The following is a 24,100-nucleotide window of genomic DNA, read 5'->3' on the forward strand; positions in this document are numbered from 1 at the left end:
GCGGCTTGCCGCAGGGGTTTGCCGTCGTCGGGTTGGTCCTCGGAACGACCCTCGGGTTGGCCCTTGCGTTGGCCCTCGTGTTGGTGCTTGGGTCTGTCGTGTTAACGGATACAACGAGCCCGCACTTTAACCGAATCAATCCCGCCGCGGCGGCGGCTCGCGGAGCCATTCCTTACCAATTGTTTTTTGCAGCCGGCGCGCTAAAGATTTCCCATCGCGGGTCGTTATCTTGTTCTGATGAGGCGGCCTGATACCTCCCGGCCGCCCGGGCACGGCGGCCAGCGAGCCGCCCCGCCTGCAGACGAACACGGGTTCCCAGCGACAAACATGGAAGCGAACAGGATCACCGCGCCCCGCCGGGGCCCCTTGCGCACGGTCATCGACCGGTTTCGTGCGTTCGGCCGGCGCGCGGAGCGCAAGCCGCAGTTGGGCGCGAGCCGCACTGCGCAACTGGAACAGGTAGTCGGCGCCGTCGACCTGCTGGCGCACGTCGATCACGAACTGCGCTTTCTCTATGTTTCCGACGCCAGCCTGCGCTTCATCGGTTATCACCGCGAGTATCTCGAGACCATCACGCTGCACGATCTGGTGGCGCCCGCCGACGTCCAGCGCCTCGACGCGCTGCTCGCCCGCGCCGCGGCGACGGGCAACGTCGAGAAAGCCACGCTCAGCCTCATCAAGTCGCTGACCTACCCGATCACGGTCGAACTGCGCGTGGTGCGCAATAGCCATGACGGCATCGACGGCTATGCGATCGCCGGCTTCGACGTGTCGGCCTGGCGCGCCACCGAGGAACGCCTGACCCAGGCGCTGCATCACGACCGTCTGACCAACCTCGCCAATCAGTCGGCGCTGATCCCCACGCTGCTCGAAGCCCAGCAGCAAGCCGATGTGCACGGCACGCCGGCCGCGCTGCTGCTGCTCGACATCGACGACTATCAACGCGTGAACCGCGCGCTCGGCTACGATGCCGGCGACGAGATGCTGCGCGACACCGCGCGGCGTCTATTGAACATGACGAGCCCGGGCGAGACGGTCGCGCGCGTGGCCAGCGACGAATTCGCGATCCTCGTCAAGGCGGCCGCGAACCGCACCCATGCGGCAGCCGCCGCCGAAGCACTGGCCCGGCGCCTGTTGACCGCGATCCAGCAGCCGTATGTCTTCAGCGGCCAGCAGGTGCATCTGTCGGCGAGCATCGGTATTGCGCTCTATCCCGACGTGCGCCACGCCAACGACACGGCCGTGCACGACGCCCATCTGCTGCGCTGGGCCGACCACGCGCTGCAGCAGGCCAAGGCGGCCGGCGGCAACACGCTCGCCTTTTACGTGCCGGACGACAATCCCGCCGACGCCGAACGTCTGAAGCTCGAGGCCGATCTGTACGACGGCGTGCGCAACGGCGAATTCTCGCTGCACTTCCAGCCGATCACCAGCAGCCGCACGCATGGCGTGGTCGGCGTCGAGGCGCTGATCCGCTGGCTGCATCCGATGCATGGCCTCGTGCCTCCTTCGACGTTCATTCCGCTCGCGGAGTCGGTCGGCCTGATCAACTTCCTCGGCAACTGGGTGCTGAAGGTGGCCTGCATGCAGCTGATCCAGTGGGACGCCCAGGGCATCTCGTTGCAGTACGTGGCCGTCAACGTGTCGCCGCAGCAGTTCCGCGATCCGCGTTTCAAGGACGCCGTGCGCGAAGCCATCGAGCTGACCGGCATCGACCCGCGCCGCCTCGTGTTCGAGATCACCGAAAGCCTGCTGATGCACGACCCGGCGCACGCCAAGGGCCTGCTCGAGGATTTCACCGCGATGGGCATCAGCTTCGCCGTCGACGACTTCGGCACCGGCTATTCGAGTCTCGCCTACCTGCAACGATTTCCCCTGGCGAAGCTCAAGATCGACAGGAGCTTTGTCGAGAATCTGCTAACCTCGCGAAACGATCAGGCAATCGTTAGCGCGGTCGTGGGTCTTGCGCAAACGCTCGATCTCGAACTGGTCGCCGAGGGCGTCGAAACGGAAGCACAACGCGCCCTTCTGACCGAAATGGGATGTGACCATATTCAGGGTTGGCTCGTCTGCAAGGCGTTGCCTTCCGACGAACTCGCGCGGCGTTTCGAAACGCGCTCGCTTCACTTGCACGCTGCGTAGCGATGCAGGCCAGAAGCTTGCGCAGCAGAAGCCGGCTCAACGCCGGCGTGGCACTCATTGGAACATGTATGGTTTTTGCGGGAATCACATGCTAAAGGCGACGGTGCTCGACAGGCTCTGGACGCGGATGAGCGAGCGCGGCGATTTCCCCATGCTGTCGCAGTCGCTGCGCACCACCATGGCGGCAATGAACAATGACGACCTCGACTTCACCGGCCTCGTGCAAGTCGTGTTGTCGGATTTCGCGTTGACGCAAAAAGTGCTGCGCCTTGCCAACTCGGCCATGTACATGGCGTTCGGCGGCAATATCACGACCGTGTCGCGCGCGCTGATGGTGCTCGGCATGGATGCGGTCGGCCACCTCGTCGTCGGGCTGAAGATCGTCGATCACTTTCATCACAGCGCGCCGCGCCGCATCGACGCGAAACTCGAACTCAACCGTACGCTGCTGTCGGGCTGCGTCGCGCGCAAGCTGACTGAGCGCGGCGATCTGCGCGCCGGCGAAGAGGCCGTGGTCTGCACGCTGATGCGCCAGATCGGCAAGCTGCTGGTGGTGTTCTATCTCGACGCCGAATGGGATCAGATCCGCCGCCACATCGATGCCGGCGCGCTCGAAGCTGACGCCTGCGTGCTGGTGCTCGGCGTGACGTTCGACGAAATCGGCATGGAAGCGGCCACGCGCTGGCGTTTGCCGGACATGATCCGCTCGGGCATGGGCGAGTTCGATCCGCAGGATATCGAGCAGCCGCGCCAGGTGCAGTGGCTGCGCGCCATTACCAACTATTCGACGGCCGTGGCGGACGTGCTGACCCAGCAGAACATGCCGGACTGGGAGCGCGAGGAACGCATCGCCGAACTGGCGCAACAATACAGCCACGCGCTGAATACGGATCCGGAAGTGCTGCATCAGATGAGCGTCGCGCTCGCCCGCGAAGAAGGCGGCGACGGCGTCATGCGCGAGATCGTCGAGTTGCGCGCCAATGCGGACGCGATTGCGCGCGAGGCGCTCGATCCGCAAGCGCGCATCGTGGCGGGCGTGGGCGATCTGCGCGGCCTGCCCGACGGCAGCGCGCTCGCGCCGGCGCTGGCGCTGGCCGCGGAAACCGTGTTGGCGGCGCTCGGCTTTGCGCGCACGGTCGTGTTCGTCAAGCACAGCGGCGGTACGTTCAAGGCGCGCCTCGGGCTCGGTCCGAAGATCGATGCGGCGCTGCCGAAGCTGTCGTTCAACACCGCGTTCGAGCCCGACGTGTTTCATCTCGCGATCGCGAACTCGGTCGGCATCTTCATCGAGAACGCACGCGACCCGAAGATGGTCGCGCGATTACCGGAATGGTTCCGACGTTCGTTCGACGATGCCCGCGCCTTCGTGCTGTTGCCGGTAGTCGACGAAACCGATCAGACGGTGGCGCTGCTATATGGTGACTGGTCGCATACTCAGGAGCCGCGGCGAATATCCCAGAAGGAAATGAGCGCGTTGAACGAGTTGGCAAGGGAGTTAGGACGTTTTTTCGGCCTGGGGCAGATGCAGGAAATGGAGAAGATGTGAAGACGTGGCGTGACCGTTGATCACGCTGCGTCACTCCTCCGGCATTTGCCCTGATTCAAGCGGCAACGAAAAGCAGAACGAGGTGCCGCGCTCCGGATTGGCTTCGGCCCAGACGTCGCCGCCGTGCCGGGAAACGATGTTCTTGCAGAGCGACAGCCCGATGCCGTTGCCGCCGAGCTTCGACGTGAAGAAGCCATCGAACACTTTCTCGTGCCGGCCGAGATCGATGCCGACGCCGGTATCCGACACGCGCAGGACCGCCCGGCCGCGCTCGGCACACGTTCCGATAGTCATGGAGCGCGAACGCTCGGGCACCTCGAGCATGGCCTCGACCGCATTGAATGCGAAATTGAGGATCACCTGTCCGATCAGGATTTTTTCGCAGCGCACCCACAACGGGCGATCGCCCAACGCGAATTTGCATGACACGCCGGCCTCGCGTGCCTTCAGCGCGATGAAATACTCGACGTCGTGCACGATCGCATTCAGGTCGATCGCTTCCTCGACCTGCTCGAGTTTCACCACGTAGTCGCGCACGCTCTTGACGATGACCGACGCGCGCTCGACCTGCTTGAGTACGCTCTCCAGCCCCCACATCACATCGTCCGGCGTACCGGGCGACGCGTTGAGGCGCATCATCCCGCCTTCGAGAAAATTACGCGCCGACGCGAGCGGCTGGCTCAGTTCGTGCGCGAGCGTCATGGCCATTTCGCCCATCGCGTTGTAGCGCGCCAGGTATTCAAGCTTGCGCTCGCTCGCGCGGCGCATTTCCTCGGCCTCGACTTGAGGCGTCACGTCGCGAAAATGCAGCAGGATGCCGCTCAGATCGTCTTCGAGTTCGACATGGCGGCAGAACGCGTCATGCCAGCGCAGCGATCCGTCGCCATTGCGGATCCGGTAGCGAAACGCAACCGGCTCCGAACCCGGCTCGTGCTGCAGCCCTGCCTCGGCGAGTTGCGCGAGCACGACCTGGCGCGACGCGCCGTCGCATAACGCGGTGAAATTCATCGGCGTCGAAGCGTCGGCCGGCAGACCCAGCAGCCGGCACGACGACTCGCTCAGATATTTGATCTCGCCGCTTTCGGACAGCACCGCGATGCCTTCGCTCAGGTCATGCATGAATTCCTTGAGGCGGGTCTCGAAGCGCTTCAGGTCCTTCTTGATGCGCTCCTCGGCGGCAATATCCCGGAACTGGACCATCAGCACGTCGCGATCGTGCAGCTTGACGCGTGTCGCCACGGCTTCGGACAGAATCTCCGTGCCGTCTTTCGCGCGATAGCACCATTCGATGATGCTCTCGCCGTTCGCCACCGCGTCTTCCAGCCACTGCAAACCGATCTCGTGGCGGTACTTCCACGCGTTGCGGGTCATGTCGGGGGCTTTCAGCGGCAGCAGTTCCTCGACGGTGAAGCCCAGTGCGTGGCAAGCGGCGGCGTTAGCCCACAGGATGGCCTTGGTCTGCGCATCGTGCAGGATCATGCACGTCTTCAGCGATTGCAGAAGCGCAAGGCGATCGGCGTCCAACAGTTCGAATGCGGCGGAAGTTTCCATGCGTTCAGGCCCGGCTGCTAAGTGTGACTGCAATGCGGTGACGGCCATGCGGTGACGGCCATGCAAAGGTCTGAACGCAGCTTAACGCATCGTCGATAGGGGTTTCTAGCGGCGCAATGGAGACTCGGGCTAAAGGTTTCTTTAGCCCGCCGAGGGTCATTACCTGGTTCGCTGCGTCGGCCGATACGCCGGACTCAGTCCTCGATCCGCTCCAACCCCTCCGCGCTCCGGTCCGCGACTCCGGCCCACGCCCCTGCCGCGAGGCCAAGCTGCGCGAGCTCTTCCACCGTCAACGGCTGCAAGCGCGCGCAAACGGCGCCGAGCTCATCCCAGGCGCCCCGCTCCAGCGCGTCGACCGCGCTCAGCAACGCCCCCAGCACGCCCTCGCGATGCAGGATCGCCGCCTGGATCGGCCGCGACAGCGTCAGCACATTCAAGGTGCTCTCGAGCGAGCCGCCGAACACCGCGTCGACAAACGAAAACACGCCGGTCAGAAAGGCCGCGTCGGCTTCATTGCGCCCGGCTTCGGGCAAGCGCGCAATCGCCAGTTCCATGAAGCGCGCGCGGGTCGCCGCCAGTTGCAACAGCGGATCGTCTTCCAGGGCGACCTTGCGGCCGTCCGCGTACAGCAGCAACTGTGTCCAGCGCGCGATCCGGTCGGTGCCGGTCGCATTGATCGCTTCGCGCAGCGTCGTCACCTTGTGCCCGACCGCCAGCCCGCTCGAATTCGCGAGCTTCATCAGATGCATCACCAGCACCGGATTCAGCTTGAGTTCCGCTTCGAGTTGCGCGACGGTCGGGTCTCCCGCCAGCAGTTGCAGCAGATTCAGCAAGGCGTGCCGCGGCGCGCTGACACGCCGCGTCGACGAGGACTGGGCACGCGCGAAGAAGTAGCCCTGGAAACGGTCGAAGCCGAGACCATGCGCCGTTTCGAAATCGGCCTGTGCATCGACGCCCGATGCGATCAGCAGCTTGCCCGCGGACTTGAGTACGCTGCTCAGCTTGGGCAACAGCGCGCCCGCGGCGCGTGTGAAATCGATCTTGACGACGTCCGCGTAAGGCAGGAGCCGCGCGAACGTGTCGTTGGGCTGGGCCACTTCGTCGAGCACGAAGCGATAGCGCCGCCCATGCAGCTGAACGATCCGGGCGATCAACGCCTCGTCGACCTCGATCGAAGTCGACAGTTCGAACATGAAACGCTCGGCGGGCAAGTGCAGGATCGCGTCGTCGAACAGCATCTCGCGGCTCACGTCGACGTAGGCGGGATGCCCGGTGAGCGCGCCGCGCACATTGCCTTGCATCAGGCCGCGAAGCACGGCTCGTGCCGCTTGTTGCGCTTGTTGCGCTTGTTGCGCTTGTTGCGCTTGTTGCGCTTGTTGCGTCGGCTCGCGCGGCCGGCCCGGCAACGCGCCAACGTTTGCGTTCGCGCCCCCATCAGCGGCCTGGGTTGCCGCGGCCGCACCCGGGTCCGCGGCCGTGTCCGCGGCCGCCAGCGCCGGCGCGCGCACCTTGAGTTCATAGCCGCAGAGCATGCCGTCCCGAGTCAGGATCGGCTGACGGGCAAAACTGGCGTTCAATTGCGCGTCGTCTGCGCCGTCCGGCGCAGCGCCGGTCCGGCTCGGATTCTCGAATGCGATGGTGGTCATTCCGGTCCCCCGCTAAGCGCCGCCCTGGCGCTTCCTGCTGTATTTTGGTTTGCGCTGACGGCGCGTCCAAACCCCCGTGGCTCGCGACACCGTGCGGCGCCGGCTATGGGCGCCCGGCGATTTTAGCGCAGGCCGCCGCGCTCGGGCGCGGCCATGCCGCAATATCTTGAAATAATTGGATGCCGTCGTCGCTGAACCCCGGGAAGGAATCGACGATACTGTTGTGCAGCGCAAAAGCGCTCTCCCGCGCTCCACCCTTCGCTCACCACCGAAAGGAAAACCATGGACGTCAAAAGCGTGCTGTCAAATGCCTTCGCGATGCCGATCACCAGCCCGGCGTTTCCAATGGGCCCGTATCGGTTCACCGATCGGGAATTTCTGATCATCACCTACCGCACCGATCCGGACAAACTGCGGGCCGTCGTTCCCGAGCCGTTGCAGATCGGCGAGCCGCTCGTCCATTACGAATTTATTCGCATGCCGGATTCGACCGGCTTCGGCGACTACACGGAAAGCGGCCAGGTGATTCCGGTGTCGTACAACGGCGTGGCGGGCGGCTACACGCTGGCGATGTATCTGGACGATCACCCGCCGATTGCCGGCGGCCGCGAATTGTGGGGGTTTCCGAAAAAGCTCGCCAAGCCGGTGCTCGAAGTTCACACCGACACCCTGGTCGGCACGCTCGACTACGGCCCGGTGCGCATCGCCACCGGCACGATGGGCTACAAGCATCGGCAGCTCGATCTCGCGCAGCAGAAAAAACGCCTGGAAGCGCCGAACTTCCTGTTGAAGGTGATTCCGCACGTGGACGGCACGCCGCGCATTTGCGAACTGGTGCGCTACTACCTGCAGGACATCGACCTGAAAGGCGCATGGACCGGCCCGGCCGCGCTCGAACTGGCGCCGCACGCGCTGGCGCCAGTCGCCGAATTGCCGGTGCTCGAAGTCGTCGAGGCGCGGCATCTGATGGCCGACCTCACGCTCGGTCTCGGCGAGGTCGTGTTCGACTATCTCAGGTAGTTTTAACCGGCGACGCATTCGGCACGGCAGCGTGCCGAGCCATCCGGACAACGGCAGCTTGCGGTCGCTGCCTGTTGACTTAGTTAGCCATACAGATCAGATGACAGCCGAAATGCAAACCGGCCGCACACAAGGCGGCCGGTTTGCATACAGCGGATAACGCAACCCACGCTTTACTTCAACACGACCTTCACGTCGAAGTACTTTGCGGCGAAGCGGTCGATCGTGCCGTCCGCCTTCAGTTCCTTGAGCGCCTGGTTCAGCGCATCCTTCAGCGCCTTGTCGCCCTTGCGGATGCCGTAGCCCACGCCTGCGCCGAGCAGTTTCTCGTCGGCGACCGCCGGACCGGCGAATTCAAAACCGGCGCCTTGCGGCTTTTTCAGAAAACCCTTCGACGCGGCTTCCGCGTCCTGGAACGCGGCGTCGAGACGCCCCGAGGCAAGGTCGGCGTAGATCTGATCCTGCGTCTGATACGGCACGACGTCGACGCCGGCCGGCGCCCAGCGCGCCTTCGCGTACGCTTCCTGAATCGTGCCTTGCAGCACGCCGACGTGCTTGCCCTTCAGCGATGCCGGCGTCGGCAGCAGCCCGCTGCCCTTCTTCGCGATCATCTGATTCGGGATGGTGTAGATCGGATCGGTGAAGTCGACCGCCTGACGGCGTTGGTCGGTGATCGTCATGTCCGAGTTGATCGCGTTGAACTTGCGCGCCTGCAGCGCCGGAATCAGGCCGTCGAACGCATTCTCGACCCACACGCATTTCGCCTTCAGCTTCGCACACACAGCGTTGCCGACATCGATATCGAAACCTTGCAGCTCGCCCGACGCCGACTTCGATTCGAACGGCGCATACGACGCCTCGACGCCGAAGCGCACTTCCTTGATATCCGCAGCCGACGCGGCGGCCGCCTGTGCGGTGCCTGCCGTTACCGTTGCCGCCGCGAACAGCGCGAGCGCAACCGTGTTTCGCCAATTCATCTTCATTACGGGTGTTCCTCTACGGTATCGAATAAGACGGAGCTGAATCTGGCAGGCATGATTGCCGCGCCAAAATTGCGATTCAAACTCGTGCGGCCGGTGTGGTGCAGCGCAACAGCCGCGAGGGCGCGATTGTACAGGCTTCGCAATGCATGCCTGGCTGGCGCGCGCGCCTGTGCCTCGCTCGTGCCTCGTTTGGCGAAGCCGGCACGACGCAGGTAAAGGTGCAATTTCGTGTCGCGTTCAGACAAACAAACGCGCGTCCCGATGCGCGTCAGAGCGCGCCGTCACCGGCCGCGAAAGCGCCGCTGAGCTGCTGCGACAGATGCGTATAGACCGCCGCGACATGCGGCAAATGACGCGATTCCGGATGCGCGAGCACCCAGACCTGCGATTCGGCTTCATCGAGCGGTGGGGTCAATTGCACGAGATCGTCGCGGCCTCGCGCGAGGAAGGTCGGAAAGATACCGACGCCGAAGCCGCGCGCCACGAGTTCGAACACCGCCATCACGCTATTGGTCCTGTAGCGCGGCTCGACGGTCGGGCAATGGCGCTTGCGCCACAGCACCGAAGGATGATCGCCGAGCGAGCTATCCGGCGCCGCCCAGTCGCAGCGTGACAGCGCGTCGGCGTCGCTCGCGTGGATGCCGCTCCCCTTCGCGGCAAACACCGCGATACGCAATGGGCCCACATGTTTGCCGACCAGATGATCCGGCGCACGGCGCGTGGCGCGCACGGCGATATCGGCGTCGCGTTTGGTCAGGCTCGCCAGGCTGTTGGCGGCGGTCAGCTCGAACGACAACGCCGGGTGCAATGCCGCGAAATCGCGCAGAGCGGGCAGCACGAGGCCGTACAGCACGGTATCGGTGGTCGTGACGTGAACGCTGCCGGACACGCGGTCGCTGCTCGCCTGCACCGTCGAGCGCGCCGCCGCCAGTTCGCTTTCGATGCGCTCGGCGTGGCGCGCCAGTTGCGCGCCGAGCGGCGTTGCGCGATAACCGCTGCGCGAGCGTTCGAACAGACGTTGTCCGAGCCCGCGCTCGATCCGCTGCACGGAGCGGAAAATCGTCGACGCGTCGATGCTCAGACGCTGCGCCGCTTCCGCCAGCGTGCCGGCGCGCACCAGCGCGAGGATGGTCTGGGTATCCGCCGAAGTCAGTTCGTATTGCGTTTTTGCACGCATGGTTTGGCAAGCCGCCTGTTTATTCCGAATGCGATCCGGGCTACTTTTACCACATCGACTTGTCGGCCGACGAGCCTTGCCACCGGCGCATGCCGGGAATTCACACTCGTTTATAGCGGTGACACCATGAAACTCTATTACTCGCCGAGCGCCTGCTCACTGGCCGTTCACATTGCCTTGCGCGAAGCGGAGCTCGACTTCGAAACCATCAACGTCAACCTGCAAACGCACAAGCTCGCCAACGGCGACGACTACTACGCGATCTCGCCGCGCGGCTATGTGCCTCTCGTCGAATTCGCCGACGGCTCACGCCACACCGAAGGCGCCGCGCTGCTGCAATACATCGCCGATCTCGCGCCGGAGCACGCCTTGTTGCCGCCCGCCGGCTCGCCGCAACGGCTCGCAGCGCTCGAATGGCTCACCTACATCAGCTCGGAACTGCACAAGACGTTCAGCCCGTGGCTTTGGCATCAGGAGACAGCCGAATCGACGAAAGCCGAATGCCGCGCGAAACTCGCCACGCGGTTCGGCGAACTCGACCGGGTGCTCTCTGAACGCAATTATCTGACCGGACAGTACTCGGTCGCCGATGCGTATGCGTTCACGGTGTTGAGCTGGGCGCGGATGTTGTCGGTGGATTTGAGCGCGTATCCGCATCTGAGCGCGTATCTGGAGCGCGTCGCGGCGCGGCCGAAGGTGCGTGAAGCGATGATGGCGGAGGGATTAGTGAAGGCGAACGCCGCTTAAAGCTGCGCGAAGCGTGCATGGTGTGAGACGTCGCGAGTCAAGCGCGCAATGTCTCACACCATGCAACGTGACTACACCAGTCTGGACAGCGTGTCCTCGGTCGTCTCTACCACCATCAAACCGGCTCGCAAGCCCGGCTTGACCGTCGCGTTCGGAAACACAATGCGTTCCTCGTCGCGACGCACGACATACCGATAGTCGCCGTCACAGGCGAGCACCGTATCCTTCACGAACGGCGTGAAGTTCGGCACGTCCGCTGCAACCCGCAGTTCGAATGCGTCGCTTTGCTTGGTGATCTGGTCGATCACAGTGAATGCACGCGGCAGCGCTGCGCTTGCAACACCCTTCCCACCACGCTTTGCACCACCCTTCGCACCGCTGGTACCGTCCAGCAGATGACGCAACGCTTCGTCCGCGCCGGCGAAGCGCGTCAGATCGTTCTGGCCAAATGGACCTACCTTGCCGAGTTCCAGCGTACACGCCTCGGCGCGGCATGCATGCGCGGTGAAGTGCGAAAACGTATTGCCCTTGGTCGTGTGGAGCAGTACCGCGCTGATGCGCGCCTCGCCGAGCCACTCGAACATCGCGCGCGAAAACGGCTCGCCCGTATGCGGCAGCAGCGCAAACCGCTCGAACGCGGAGGCGCGGATCGCCGTGTGCATGTCGATATGCCAGCGCGCGCCGCGTTCAGCCGATGCCGTCGCGAAGAACTGCGCCGCCGCGCGTTCCAACGCTGCGGCGCGCGGTGCTTCGTGGCTGTGCGGCACTTGCGCATGACGGCCGCTGAAGAGGCGGTTCAGATCGTCGTCGCGATAACGGCACGCATCGCGCATCGCATCGACGTTGCCGAGAATCACCAGCAAGCGGCACTTCAGCGCGGCGTCGCCTCGAGCGATATCGCGCACGAGATACGACAGCAGCTCGATCGGCGCGGTCTCGTCGCCGTGTACGCCGGCCGATGCGAGAACGCTGCGTGTGCCCTCTTCCTGCAACGCGGGGTCCATTTGCAGAACCCCGTCATCGAGCCAGCGCCAGCGCACACCGTTCGCGCACATTCCTCGTGCGTCGTGCGCGGCGGGCCGCTTGCCCGCCAAGGTGTACGCAAGGAAATCGTCGAGCATCGAAGCCGCCATGCCCTGCTCAGCGCTGGAAGTCATACAGCGAACCCAGACCGAGAATCTGCGTCAGCTCGTCGAGCGCGGTGCGCGACTCGGCGAGCAACTGCGGATCGGTCAGATCGGCCGGCGCGAGACGGTCGCGGTAGTGCTTTTCGATCCACGTATCGAGGCGGCCGAACAGGTTGTCGTCGATCCACACACCGGGCGTCACCGCTGCGCGCTCCGCATCGCTCAGCACCACACGCAAGCGCAAACAGGCCGGGCCGCCGCCGTTTTTCATGCTTTCGCGCAAATCGAACACGAGCACGTCGTCGATCGGGCCGGTATGCGAAGTCAGGTCGTCCAGATATGCAGCGACACGTGCGTTCTCGCGGCATTCCTGTGGCACCACCAGCACCTGCTTGCCGTCCGGGCGCGTCAGCAACTGGCTGTTGAACAGATACGACGTGACGGCATCGGACACGCTCACCTGGGCGTCCGGTACCTCGATCACACGGAACTCGGTTTTCAGCGCCGACAGCTTCGAGCGCAGTTCGTCGTACACCGCGTTCTGATCGACAAACGCGAGTTGATGGCAGAACAGCGTGTTGCGATTGCCGACCGCGATCACGTCGTTATGGAACACGCCCGCGTCGATCACATCGGGGTTTTGCAGCGCGTACACCGTGGCCGCTTCTTCGAGACCATGACGGTGTGCGACCGCGCGGCTCGCCTCGAAGGTTTGCCGTGCCGGGAAGCGCTTCGGCTCCGGTCCGCGGCGATACTCGCTGCGGCCGTACACGAAGAATTCGACGCCGCGTGTGCCGTATTCCGCGCAAAAACGCGTGTGGTTCGCCGCGCCTTCGTCGCCGAGCGCGGGGGTGCCGGGCAAGGCTTCGTGCACCGCGAAACGGTCGGCATCGCTGAAGATCGCGCGCAAGGTGCGGCGCGTCGATTCGTGTTCGATCGCGCGATGCAGCTTGCTGCACAGATTGGCCGGCGTGAAATGCACGCGGCCGTCGTGCGTATCGGCCGAGGGGCTGACGGTCGCCGCATTCGCGGTCCACATCGCCGAAGCCGAACTCGCGGCGGCCAGCAACTCGGGCGCGTCTTTGGCAACGCGAGCGATCACCGTTGCGTCGTCGCCGGAAAAGCCGAGTTCGCGCAACAGGCGCATCGACGGACGTTCCTGCGGCGGCAGCACGCCTTGATGAAAACCGAGGTCGGCCAGCTGCTTCATCTTGCGCAGACCCTGTTTGGCCGCCGCTTTCGGATTCGCAATCGACTTCTCGTTGTTCTGCGACGCGACGTTGCCGAACGAGAGTCCTGCGTAGTTGTGGGTCGGGCCGACCAGGCCGTCGAAATTGGCTTCAGTGGCTTGCATCGTCGATCCTCAGAATTGAAGGCCCGGCGAAACGCTCGCGGGCATTTGCAGTTGCGCGCTTTCGACGGAAGCCATCGGATACGCGCAGTAGTCGGCGGCGTAGTACGCGCTCGGCCGGTGATTGCCGGAACGGCCCGGACCGCCGAACGGCGCGCCCGACGACGCACCGTTGGTCGGCCGGTTCCAGTTGACGATGCCGGCGCGGATGGTGCGCTGGAAATGTGTCCACAGTGCTTCGTCGTCGGCCAGCAGGCCCGCGGACAGGCCGAATTCGGTGTCGTTGGCCTGTTCCAGCGCTTCGTCGAAGCTGCCGTAGCGAATGATCTGCGCCAACGGCCCGAAATGCTCTTCGTCCGGCAAGTCCTGCACGCCGGTCACGTCGAGAATCGCCGGGCTCACGAAACCGAGTTGCGGATCGCGCTGCTCCATCGTCAGCAACGACTTCGCGCCGTCGGCCAGCAGGCGTTCCTGGGCCGCGACCAGACGCGACGCCGCCCGCGCGGAAATCACCGCGCCCATGAACGGCTGCGGATCGGCGTTGTATTCGCCGACGCTGATGCGCGACGTGACCTCGGTGAGGCGTTCGATAAAGCGGTCGCCGAACGCATCGTTCGGCACGAAAATGCGCCGCGCGCAGGTGCAACGCTGCCCCGCCGACAGAAACGCCGACTGGATCGTGTGATGCACGGCGGCGTCGAGATCGGCCACCGGCCCGATCACGAGCGGATTGTTGCCGCCCATTTCCAGCGCCAGCACGATTTCCGGACGGCCGCCGAACTGCTTGTGCAGCAACGTTCCGGTATCCGAACTACCGGTGAAGAACAGGCCGTCGATCTGCCGATGGTTCGCGAGCGCAATGCCGGTTTCTTTCTCGCCTTGCACGAGGTTCAGCACGCCCGCGGGCAGGCCGGCATCGCGCCAGATCTGCACGGTGACCGCGGCCACGCCCGGTGCGAGTTCGGACGGCTTGAACACCACCGCGTTACCGGCGATCAGCGCCGGCACGATATGCCCGTTCGGCAAGTGTCCAGGGAAGTTATACGGCCCGAACACCGCGACCACGCCATGCGGACGATGCCGCAACACGGCCGTGCCGTCCGCCATCGCCGAGCGCTTTTCGCCGGTGCGCTCGTTGTAAGCCTGAATCGAGATCTCGACCTTCGCCGCCATCGAAGCCGCTTCCGTGCGTGCTTCCCACAGCGGCTTGCCGGTCTCGCGGCCGATCGCTTCGGCCAGCGCTTCCTTGCGCTCGGTCACGAGCGCAGCAAAGCGGCGCACCACGCCGCAACGCTCGTCGAGGCTGAACGCCGACCACGCCGCGAACGCACGGCGGGCGCTGCGCACCGCGCGGTCGACGTCATCCGCCGACGCGCTATTGCCTTCCCAAACCGTCGCGCCCGTACCGGGGTTGCGCGACGCGAATGCGGGTCCTGTGCCGGCGGCCCATTCGCCGTCGATGAAAAGCTCGCTCATGATCATCCTTGTTTGTGTTTCAACGGCAGCACCCGCACCGGGGCGCCTGCCTTGACGTCGAGTGCGGCAGCTTCCGCGGCGCTCAACCGGAACACGCCGTTTTCCGGCACACCCGCGGCCACGCCCACGCGAAAATCGCCCAGCGACGTATTCGACACCATCGATTTCGGCCCATCCGCCGGCGCATTCGACGCGCCGATCTCGACCGGCACCACCACGCTTTCGCGCACGGTGCGCAAGTCGGCAATATGGCATTCGAGCACCGGACCCGCGTCGAAGATATCGACGTGATTCTCGTAGCGCAGCCCTTCCGCCTCGAGCATGCGGCGCGCCGGAATCGTATCGCTATGCGTGAGGCCCACGCATTGCTGCGCCTCTTCCGGCAACAGCTCCACATACACCGGATAGCGCGGCATCAGTTCGGCGAGAAACGCCTTGCGGCCGTGCGAGCTCAGATAGTCCGCCGCGTTGAAATCGATCTGGTAGAAATGCGAGCCGACCGCGCGCCAGAACGGCGAGGTGCCGTCCGCGTCGAAATGGCCGCGCAGTTCCGCGCACAGACGTTCCGGAAAGCGCTCACGAAATTGCGCGAGAAACATGAAGCGCGAACGCGACAGCAAACCGCCGACACCGCTCGAGCGGTGACGCGGGCTCAGGAACAGCGAGCACACTTCGGCATAACCCGTCAGATCATGCGAGATGTTCAGCGCGCGCATGCGCGTCCAGATGCCGAGGTCCTGGCTCGCGTGCACCACGGTGCTCACGCGATAGTTGTAAAACGGCTGCTCGAGGCCCACCGCGGTTTCGATGCCGCAGACGCCCGCCACGTCGCCGGTCTCGGTGTCTTCCATCACGAAGAAGTAACCCGCTTCGTGCGGCGCGGCCTTGTCTTCCATCGTGCGGCGCGCGCGTTCGACGCGTGCCGCGAGCGCCTCGCGATCCGGCTTGAAGGTGGTGAGACCGGGGCCGGTCTCCTGGGCGAGCGCCATCAGCGCGTCCACATCGCCCCGTTGCACAACGCGAACGACGATCATTGTGCGTCTCCCGAAGATTCTTCCTGATACGGCTGGTGCAGCGGCACGCAGCGCACCGCGTCGCCCTCCTGCACGCCGAGCGCGGCGCGCGCCGCGTGCGGCAACGGTGCGCCGGCTTCCTTGCCGGCCGCCAGTTCGCCCAGCACGCAGCGGAATTCGCCGCCGGCGGCGTTATGCGCGATCAGATACGTCGAACCGTCCGCTGCCGCGCCGGCTTCATGCACCGCACGCGTTTCGTTACGGGTCACGCAGGCGCTGCGATCCACCTGGGCGGTCAGCACCGGACCGGCGTCGAAGATATCGACGTATCGGTCGGTCTCGAAGCCTTCTTCAAGATGAATTTCATACGCGAGCAGCGCCTTCGAATCCGGCTCGCCGAGCACGCGCTGCGCCGCTTCCGGCAGCAACGGCACGTACACCGGATAGGTCGGCATGACTTCCGCGATAAAGGTACGGCTGCGGCCGCCCGATTCGATTTCGATGTCGGCGAAGTTGCGGCCGAAGAACTTGCGCCCCACCGCTTCCCAGAACGGCGACACGCCCGCGTCGTCGGTGACGCCGAGCAGCAGCGAGAACACCTCGGACGTGAAGCGCTTGCGATTGGCGGCGATGTACATCATCCGCGCCCGCGACATCAGATGCGCGGCCGCATCGCCACGCAGCGAAGGATCGATGTAGTAGCCCGCAAGGCGGCTCTTGCCGGTCAATTCATGCGACATGGTCAGCGCGTGAATCTTGCGGTTCACGTGCAGCTCGCGCGACGCATGAATCAGTGCGTCGTTGCGAAACGCGTAGAACGGGTCCGAATAGCCGGCCGCCGCGACGATGCTCGCCGTACCCATCAACTTGCCGCTTTCCGCGTCCTCGAGCACGAACAGATAGAACTCCTCGCCCGGAAAATCGACGTCCGCGCGAAACGAGTCCTCCGACAACGCGACGCGCGCTTCGAGCGCACGGCGGTCGTGCGGCAGCGAATGCAGCACCGGTTGCGCGGTGCGCGCCATGTGTTCGAGCGCATCGAGATCGGCGAGGCGGCCGGGGCGTACGAAGAGCATCATCGTTCCTGTTGAATGGGGCGCATGAATCGGGGTGGCAACTCGATGCGGCAACTCACTTCGACGGCGCTTCGGCCTGCGCGCCGACGATCTCTTCGATCGCCTTCGCCAGACGCTCGAAGCCTTCGTTCATATCTTCGAGCGGCATGATCAGCGACGGCACGAACCGCAGCACGTCCGGACCCGCCATCAGCATGATCACGCCGTGGGTGCCCGCGGCGGTGACGAAATCTTTCGCGCGGCCCTTGTACGCGTCGGTCAATTCGGCACCGATCAGCAGACCCTTGCCGCGCACTTCCCTGAACAGACCAAAGCGTTCGTTGAGCTTCGCGAGGTGGCCCTTCAGCGCAACGCTCCGTGCGTGGACGCCTTCGAGCAGCTTCGGATCGCTGATCAACTCGACCACCTTCTCGGCGATCGCCGAGGCGAGCGGATTGCCGCCGTAGGTCGTGCCATGCACGCCGACCTTGAAATGCGCGGCCAGTTCGTTGGTGGTCAGCATCGCGCCGATCGGGAAACCGTTGCCGAGCGCCTTCGCGGTGGTCAGGATGTCCGGCGTCACGCCGGTTTCCTGGTACGCGTAGAAATAGCCGCTGCGGCCCACCCCCGTTTGTACCTCGTCAAAAATCAGCAGTGCGCCGTGCTGATCGCAGGCTTCACGCAGCGCCTTCAGGAACGCCGGATCGGCCGGAATCACGCCGCCCTCGCCCTGGATCGGCTCGACGATCACCGCGCAGGTCTTCGCGCCGATGGTCTTCCTTGCCGCTTCGATATCGTTGTACGGCAGGTGGATGATGCCGGCCGGCACCGGGCCGAAGCCTTCCGAATACTTCGGCTGGCCGCCCACGCTCACGGTGAAGAAGGTGCGGCCATGAAACGACTGCGTGAACGAGACGATTTCGAATTTGTCCGCGCCATGGCGCTCGAACGCGACGCGGCGCGCCAGCTTCAGCGCGGCTTCGTTGGCTTCCGCGCCCGAATTGGCGAAGAACGCGCGGTCGGCGAAGGTCAGGTCTTCGAGGCGTTTCGCTAGACGCAGCACCGGCTCGTTGGTGTAGCCGTTACCGATGTGCCACAGTTTGCTGCCCTGCTCGTGCAGCACTTTCAGCAGTTCAGGATGCGCATGACCGAGCGCGGTGACGGCGATACCGCCGGCGAAGTCGATATAGTCGCGGCCTTGCGTATCCCAGACGCGCGAGCCGAGACCGCGATCCGGTACGAAGGCGGCGGGCGAAAACACCGGCACCATGACTTCGTCGAAGGTCTGGCGTGTCACAGTCAGGTCGTTCATGGCAAATCCTCGTTACAGGTGAGAGGTAATACACGTAGTGTAGGAAACCGCACGCGCTGCGTCTTGCGCATACGCGACGCTTTCTATGAGCTTCCGCGCGGGCATGCGCGGTGCGGCGCTCGTTCGGCCGCTCGTTTGGCCGCTCATTCGGCCAACCCGGGCAGCCCGCTTATTCAGTCCGGTCAGGCCGTTCGATCAACGCACCGGGGCGCGGCTCGCTCGCCGCGGCGCCCGTCGCGCCGGTCTGCTTGTCGATCCAGTTACGACGATCCTCTCGCGGTGTGACACCAAAGCGTTCGCGATACGCATTCGAAAAGTGCGCCGCCGATGAAAATCCGCATGCGAGACTGATCTGCACCACCGACTTGCTGGTCCGCTGCAATTGCGTGCGCGCTTTCGAAAGCCGCAGCCCCAGGTAGTATTTGGACGGCATCGAGCCGAGATACTGGCGAAACAGGCGCTCCAGCTGCCGCCGCGACACGCCCACCAGGCCGGCGATTTCATCGGTGGTGAGCGGGTCCTCGATATTCGCTTCCATCAGCAGGAGCGCGTCGTTCAGGCGCGGATGGCGCTCGCCCGGCGCGGTCACGAACGGAATGCGCTGCCGCTCCTCGCCCGCGCGCAATACGCCGACACCCAGCGTATCGGCGATCCGGTCGGCGAGTTCCGGGCCGTGGTCGCGGCCGATCATCGCCAGCATGAAGTCGACGGTGGCCTGACCGCCCGCGCAAGTGGCGCGATCGCGGTCGATTTCGAAGATCTGTTGGGTGACGATCGAGCGCTCGAACTGCTCGGAGAACTGCTGATAGGTTTCCCAGTTGACGCTCACGCGATAGCCGGACAATTGTCCCGCCATCGCGAGCCACCAGACGCCGTGATGAATGCCCGTGACGAGCGGCGTGCGCTGTCCGACGCGCGACAGGCTCGCGAGAAAGAGCCGGTAATCGGCGAATTGCTGAAACCGTTCGCTGACGATAATCAGCCAGTCGCACGAGAGCGCATCGCCGAAGGCGGCATCGGCCGGCCAGTGCGCGCCGCCCGCGAGCGGCACCGGACGGCCGTCCCACGAGCAGACCTGCACGCGGTACAGCGCGCGGCCGTCGATTTCGTTGGCGAGATTGAGCGCGTCGACAATCGGCCCGACGCCCGACATCGACACAGGCGGCAATGCGACGATTGCAACCTGCGTGGTGCGTGCCGGGCCGGACGTGCGAGCCATCGCTGACGAGTGCAACACGAAAAAGCGCGGGGCGCGCGTTACTTCAGGCTGCCGGACAGGAACTGCTTGAGGCGTTCGCTGCGCGGTGCGCTCAACACCTCGGCAGGCAAGCCCTCTTCTTCGGTGCGGCCCTGATGCAGGAACATCACATGGTTCGACACGTTGCGCGCGAAACCCATTTCGTGCGTGACGACGATCATCGTGCGGCCCTCTTCGGCGAGCTTCTGCATCACCTTCAGCACTTCGCCGACCAGTTCGGGGTCGAGCGCGGAAGTCGGTTCGTCGAACAGCATCACGTCCGGGTTCATCGCCAGCGCGCGGGCAATCGCGACGCGTTGCTGCTGACCGCCCGACAGATGCGACGGATACTGTTTTTCCAGACGCGGCGCAAGACCGACCTTCTCGAGATATTCACGCGCACGCTCTTCCGCTTCGCGACGCGGCAAACCGAGCACATGAATCGGCGCCTCGACGATGTTCTCGATCACATTCATGTGCGCCCACAAATTGAAGTGCTGGAACACCATGGCGAGCTTGGTGCGGATGCGTTGCAGCTGCTTGTGATCGGCGACTTCGAGGTTGCCGTGGCGGTCGGCCTTCGTCTTCACCGTTTCGCCGTCGACGACGATCTGACCGGCGTTCGGCCGCTCCAGAAAATTGATGCAGCGCAGGAAGGTGCTCTTGCCCGATCCGCTCGCGCCGATGATGCTGATCACGTCGCCCTTGTTCGCGTTGAGCGACACGCCCTTGAGCACTTCGTTGTCGCCGTAGCGCTTGTGGATGTCCTGCACGGCGAGCTTGCAAGCTTCGGTTTGAGTCGTGTGGAGCAAGATGCTCTCCCAATGAAAATACAGATCGATCTTCGTGACGGCGCGCACCGGTCACACCGGCTGCGCCGCTCGATGCCAACGCGCGCACTCAGTACGTGTTAGCGCGTACGTACCGCCAGGTAACCCAGCCAGTGACGCTCGGCGCGCCGGAACAGCGCCACCAGCGCGAACGACACCACCAGGTAAATCAGCGCCGCGAGTCCGAACGCATCGAACGACTGGTACGTGGCCGAATTCGCGTCGCGCGCCACCTTCAGGACGTCCGGCACCGTGGCCGTGAACGCGACCGTGGTGGCGTGCAGCATCAGGATCACCTCGTTACTGTACAACGGCAGCGCACGGCGCAGCGCGGACGGTATCACAATGCGCCGGTACATCGTGAACCAGCTCATGCCGTAGGCGCGCGCCGCTTCCACTTCGCCGTGCGAGGTCGAACGGATCGCGCCGGCGAAAATCTCGGTGGTGTACGCGCAGGTGTTCAGCGCGAAGGCGAGAATCGCGCAGTGAAAACCGCTGCGGAAAAACGCGTCCAGCAGTTGATGCGAGCGCACGAATTCAAGGCTGTACATGCCGGTGTAGATCAGCAGCAGCTGCACGTACAGCGGCGTGCCGCGAAACACGTACGTGTAGAGACGCACCGGCGTCGACAGCCAGCGCTTCTTCGAAACGCGCGCCACCGCCAGCGGAATCGACGCCACGAAGCCGATTCCGATCGAGCTCACCAGCAGCCACAGCGTGACCGCGAGACCGGAAATCCGCTGACCGTCCCAGTACAGGAACGCGCGCCAGAACTGGTTGAGAATGTCGATCATGGTCTTAGAGCTCCGCGTGCCGCACGCCAATCGAATAGCGCCGTTCCAGCCAGATCAGCACGAGATTCGAAGCGGTGGTGATCGCCAGGTAGATCAGCGCGGCGACCAGAATGAAGAAGAACATGTTGAAAGTGCTTTTGCCGGCGTCCTGCGCGGCCTTGACGACATCGGCGAGACCGATGATCGACACCAGCGCGGTCGCCTTCACCAGCACCTGCCAGTTATTGCCGATGCCCGGCAGCGCGAAGCGCATCATCTGCGGAAACAGGATGCGCGTGAACACGCGCACGCCGCTCATGCCGTACGCCGCGCCCGCTTCGAGCTGACCGCGCGGCACCGCGAGAAACGCGCCACGGAAGGTCTCGGTGAAATACGCGCCGTAGATGAAGCCGAGTGTCAGCACGCCGGCCACGAACGGATCGATGTCGAACTGCGGCAGACTGAGCGCATCGGTCAGATTGTTGACCGCGATCTGGATGCTGTAGAACAGCAGCAGCATCAGCACCAGATCGGGCACCGAGCGAATCAGCGTCGTATAGCCGGTCGCGATCGCCCGCAGCGGGCGGTTCAACGAGAGTTTCGCCGCCGCGCCCGCGAGGCCGAGCAGCACCGAGGCCGCCAGCGAGAGGACGGACAGCTCGATCGTCTGGATCGTACCGGCCAGCAGCACCGGACCAAAGCCGTAAAGGAACACGCGCGTCTCCATCCAGGTTCATTGAGGATGTCACGGACGGGCGGTGCAGTTCTCCTAGCCTCGCTCGTCCGACATGGCGCGGAGTCTCGCAAGCGAAAATTAATTGCTCAAATGGAGGGCGAGCGCTTTGCTGCGTCGCAACATGAGGCGGTTTTCCGCCGCTGAAGGCTCGTGGGGCTTGGTTGTGCGGGTGATATCGGTTTGTAAGCCAGCTCGCGTGCGGCTTGGGCCGCCGCGATTTAGCATGTTTCGGGTCGCTTTTTCGATAGACGGCGCGGCTGCGCCAACGCTTTGGCCTAGTCGTCGATACCGAGGCGGGCGCGAATCGCCGGCAACATATACTCAACCGCCGCGCGCCCTTCTTCAATCGCCGGCCCCGCGCGATGAAAATCGAAAATTCCCATGCCGCCGAGGCGCGGCTGAATCAGGATATCCGCCGGTTCGCCTGCAAGGCGGCTGCGCGAAATCCGCACTTGCATGATGTCGATGCTCTGCGCAATCGAGCTCAGCATGGAAGGCACCCGCGCACTCGGTGCAGGGGGCACCCGCACGTCGTCGCTGGCGCGCACCTCGGCAGGCGCAAGCCAGCGCGGCCAAGGTTTGCCGTTGCGGCGCAACGCGACCGGCGGCGGCGCCGTCGGATCGATCGCGGGCGTATCGACCACCGCCCCGCCGAAATCGCGGCCGTTCAGAATATCGTTGTTCAGATCGACCGCGATCACGCAGTCCGCCCGCATGCCGCGCGCCACCGAAACCGGCACCGGATTGCTCAGGCCGCCATCCACCAGCCACACGCCGTTATGCCAGACCGGCGTGAAAATCCCCGGAATCGCAATCGACGCGCGCACGGCATCGACCACGCTGCCGTCCTGCAACCAGGTTTCGCGCCCGGTGTCGAGTTCGGTCGCGACTGCGGCGAACGGCATGTTCAACTGCGCAATCGAGCGTCCGTCGAATTTGTCGGCGAATAACTGGATCACCTTACGCCCGCCCAGCAATCCGCCCGACAGACGCAGATCGAGCAGACGCACCACTGTCTGCCAGGTGAGCTGCGAGACCCATTCTTCAAGCCAGTCGAGGTCGCCGTTCACATAGACCGCACCAACCAGCGCCCCGATCGATGTGCCGCACACCACATCCGGCTTGATGCCCGCATCGAGCAACGCGCGAATCGCGCCGATATGCGCCCAGCCGCGCGCGGCACCCCCGCCCAACACCAGCCCGATACGGCTATATCGACGTCGACGCATCATTTTTTCCCGCCTGTTCTCTGTTCTCGACTTTTCTCGTCTTTTCTCATCTATCGCCCGCGCACCACGTCCGAGCGCGATGTCGTGTACACCTTCTGAAACTGGTCGAAATGCACGTTGAATATGCCCTCTTCCGTCACGCCGCCCTCGCGCCACTTCCAGCTCCACACGGTTTCCGGCTTCAACGGAAACACGGCGACTTCGCCAGGCTTGCCGAGCAGGCGGCGCACTTCGTCCTCGGTCATGCCGATGCGAATCTTCGCGAAGTTGGCGGCAGTGAGCACCTGCGTGATGGCCTGCAGTTTGCCGTCGCGGTCGATGTCGACCATGTAGGTGTTCAGCCCTTGCGGGCCGCGCGGATATTCGAAGCGCTTCGAGCCGTCGGTAAATGTCCGTTCGGTTTCCGGCTTGCCCATCTGGTCGCGGACCTGCGCTTCGCTCGTCACGCCGGGCGTCATATTCTTGAGCAGTAACGCGTCCGGTTTGACGGCGTTGAAAAATTCCTTGAGTTTTTGCACGGCGCGGTCGCTCTGTTGTTCGTCGCAACCGGCCAGCGCTACGCACGTGCTCAGCATGGCGACGGTTAGCAGTTTGAGGCTCACAGCAAGTTTCCTGTAGGGATGCGGGCGCGTCATGCGTACGCATCCCGTTGTGTAGGGGGTCCCCCAAGGGGACTTCCTTCGGGGTGTCTTACAGGATAACCGCGTGGGGAAAAAACCGCGAGCGCCGCCTGCAGGAAGGCTGTCGGCCCTCTTGCGGCGCGCGCGGCGGCGGCGTGATGGGCCGCTGGTCGACGCAGATGGACAAGGTGGGGAAAATGCGGCGCACAAGCAAAAAGGCGACGCTGTGCAACGCGTCGCCAGGCCGGTCGGTACGGTCACCGAGCGGTAGAGGCGGCAGAACAGCCGCCCGAAACGAAGCACCGTGGACGACGCGCAGCGGCCCGATTCGGGGCGAGGCGGCAAGAGACCGTGGCCTCCGGCCTGACACCATCGCCGCAATAGCGGACCGCTGCTTGTTTGGCCGCCCTGGTCCCTCGATAAGCCTTCCAAGTGAAACTAATCTAAACGCATTGGATGTATTAGACGAGAGCGCGTTTACACCGAATCGGCAGATGATTTCCAGCTGAACGGCAAGAGGCGCGACGCC

Annotated in this window: 20 protein-coding genes; 4 read left to right on the plus strand and 16 right to left on the minus strand. The window is 64.3% G+C overall.

Features of this window, described 5'->3' with window-relative positions; translation table 11 throughout:
• Nucleotides 1–327 precede the first annotated feature (327 nt).
• Both DLM46_RS17075 and DLM46_RS17080 read left to right on the plus strand, forming a co-directional pair.
• Nucleotides 328–2,142 (plus strand): putative bifunctional diguanylate cyclase/phosphodiesterase, encoded by a 1,815-nt coding sequence (locus DLM46_RS17075; RefSeq protein ID WP_115101920.1) that lies wholly within the window; start codon nt 328–330, stop codon nt 2,140–2,142.
• A gap of 88 nt (nt 2,143–2,230) precedes the next feature.
• Nucleotides 2,231–3,688, plus strand: a complete 1,458-nt coding sequence (locus DLM46_RS17080) for an HDOD domain-containing protein (protein WP_115101921.1) — start codon at nt 2,231–2,233, stop codon at nt 3,686–3,688.
• 30 nt (nt 3,689–3,718) lie between these two features.
• Here the strand turns inward: DLM46_RS17080 and DLM46_RS17085 are convergent, their stop codons facing one another.
• Nucleotides 3,719–5,239: a PAS domain-containing sensor histidine kinase gene (locus DLM46_RS17085; protein ID WP_115101922.1), complete on the minus strand. Its 1,521-nt coding sequence runs from the start codon at nt 5,237–5,239 to the stop codon at nt 3,719–3,721.
• A 194-nt stretch (nt 5,240–5,433) separates the two neighbouring features.
• The gene (locus DLM46_RS17090) at nt 5,434–6,885 is read right to left on the minus strand and encodes an EAL and HDOD domain-containing protein (RefSeq protein WP_115101923.1); all 1,452 of its coding nucleotides are present in this window, start codon (nt 6,883–6,885) and stop codon (nt 5,434–5,436) included.
• Nucleotides 6,886–7,167: 282 nt separating this feature from the next.
• Between DLM46_RS17090 and DLM46_RS17095 the strand changes: the two genes are divergently transcribed.
• A complete protein-coding gene (locus DLM46_RS17095) occupies nt 7,168–7,905 on the plus strand; it encodes an acetoacetate decarboxylase (protein ID WP_115101924.1) in 738 nt (245 codons plus the stop codon).
• Nucleotides 7,906–8,078: 173 nt separating this feature from the next.
• Here the strand turns inward: DLM46_RS17095 and DLM46_RS17100 are convergent, their stop codons facing one another.
• The gene (locus tag DLM46_RS17100; RefSeq protein WP_115101925.1) at nt 8,079–8,888 is read right to left on the minus strand and encodes an ABC transporter substrate-binding protein; all 810 of its coding nucleotides are present in this window, start codon (nt 8,886–8,888) and stop codon (nt 8,079–8,081) included.
• A 268-nt stretch (nt 8,889–9,156) separates the two neighbouring features.
• Entirely contained in the window at nt 9,157–10,065 is a 909-nt protein-coding gene (locus tag DLM46_RS17110; protein ID WP_115101927.1) for a LysR family transcriptional regulator, read from the minus strand.
• A gap of 126 nt (nt 10,066–10,191) precedes the next feature.
• On the opposite strand from DLM46_RS17110, the gene gstA reads away from it, so the two are divergent.
• Nucleotides 10,192–10,812, plus strand: a complete 621-nt coding sequence (gstA, locus tag DLM46_RS17115) for a glutathione transferase GstA (protein WP_115101928.1) — start codon at nt 10,192–10,194, stop codon at nt 10,810–10,812.
• Between the two features lie 71 nt (nt 10,813–10,883).
• Here the strand turns inward: gstA and astE are convergent, their stop codons facing one another.
• The 12 genes from astE to bamE form a co-directional block, all read right to left on the minus strand.
• Complete coding sequence (astE, locus tag DLM46_RS17120; RefSeq protein WP_244306266.1) at nt 10,884–11,969, minus strand: succinylglutamate desuccinylase; 1,086 nt, start codon at nt 11,967–11,969, stop codon at nt 10,884–10,886.
• Nucleotides 11,953–13,293: an N-succinylarginine dihydrolase gene (gene astB / locus DLM46_RS17125; protein ID WP_115101929.1), complete on the minus strand. Its 1,341-nt coding sequence runs from the start codon at nt 13,291–13,293 to the stop codon at nt 11,953–11,955. Before astB ends, astE begins: the two co-directional genes overlap by 17 nt.
• Before the next feature lie 9 nt (nt 13,294–13,302).
• The gene (gene astD, locus DLM46_RS17130) at nt 13,303–14,766 is read right to left on the minus strand and encodes a succinylglutamate-semialdehyde dehydrogenase (RefSeq protein WP_115102064.1); all 1,464 of its coding nucleotides are present in this window, start codon (nt 14,764–14,766) and stop codon (nt 13,303–13,305) included.
• 2 nt (nt 14,767–14,768) lie between these two features.
• Entirely contained in the window at nt 14,769–15,800 is a 1,032-nt protein-coding gene (gene astA, locus DLM46_RS17135) for an arginine N-succinyltransferase (RefSeq protein WP_115101930.1), read from the minus strand.
• Entirely contained in the window at nt 15,797–16,855 is a 1,059-nt protein-coding gene (aruF, locus tag DLM46_RS17140; protein WP_115102066.1) for an arginine/ornithine succinyltransferase subunit alpha, read from the minus strand. Before aruF ends, astA begins: the two co-directional genes overlap by 4 nt.
• Before the next feature lie 55 nt (nt 16,856–16,910).
• Nucleotides 16,911–18,146: an aspartate aminotransferase family protein gene (locus DLM46_RS17145; protein ID WP_115101931.1), complete on the minus strand. Its 1,236-nt coding sequence runs from the start codon at nt 18,144–18,146 to the stop codon at nt 16,911–16,913.
• A gap of 169 nt (nt 18,147–18,315) precedes the next feature.
• Nucleotides 18,316–19,365: a GlxA family transcriptional regulator gene (locus DLM46_RS17150; protein WP_115101932.1), complete on the minus strand. Its 1,050-nt coding sequence runs from the start codon at nt 19,363–19,365 to the stop codon at nt 18,316–18,318.
• A 38-nt stretch (nt 19,366–19,403) separates the two neighbouring features.
• On the minus strand, nt 19,404–20,195 hold the full coding sequence (locus DLM46_RS17155) for an ABC transporter ATP-binding protein (protein ID WP_115102069.1): 792 nt from the start codon (nt 20,193–20,195) through the stop codon (nt 19,404–19,406).
• A gap of 98 nt (nt 20,196–20,293) precedes the next feature.
• Nucleotides 20,294–21,007, minus strand: coding sequence for an ABC transporter permease (locus tag DLM46_RS17160; RefSeq protein WP_115101933.1), 714 nt, complete (start codon nt 21,005–21,007; stop codon nt 20,294–20,296).
• Nucleotides 21,008–21,011: 4 nt separating this feature from the next.
• Complete coding sequence (locus DLM46_RS17165; protein WP_115102071.1) at nt 21,012–21,701, minus strand: ABC transporter permease; 690 nt, start codon at nt 21,699–21,701, stop codon at nt 21,012–21,014.
• A gap of 296 nt (nt 21,702–21,997) precedes the next feature.
• Nucleotides 21,998–22,954 carry a patatin-like phospholipase family protein gene (locus DLM46_RS17170; protein ID WP_115101934.1) on the minus strand — a complete coding sequence of 319 codons (957 nt, stop codon included), beginning with the start codon at nt 22,952–22,954 and terminating at the stop codon, nt 21,998–22,000.
• A 47-nt stretch (nt 22,955–23,001) separates the two neighbouring features.
• A complete protein-coding gene (gene bamE, locus DLM46_RS17175) occupies nt 23,002–23,553 on the minus strand; it encodes an outer membrane protein assembly factor BamE domain-containing protein (RefSeq protein ID WP_115101935.1) in 552 nt (183 codons plus the stop codon).
• Nucleotides 23,554–24,100: the final 547 nt, after the last annotated feature.

This window comes from Paraburkholderia lacunae (genome assembly GCF_003353175.1).
Taxonomy (GTDB): Bacteria; Pseudomonadota; Gammaproteobacteria; order Burkholderiales; family Burkholderiaceae; genus Paraburkholderia; species Paraburkholderia lacunae.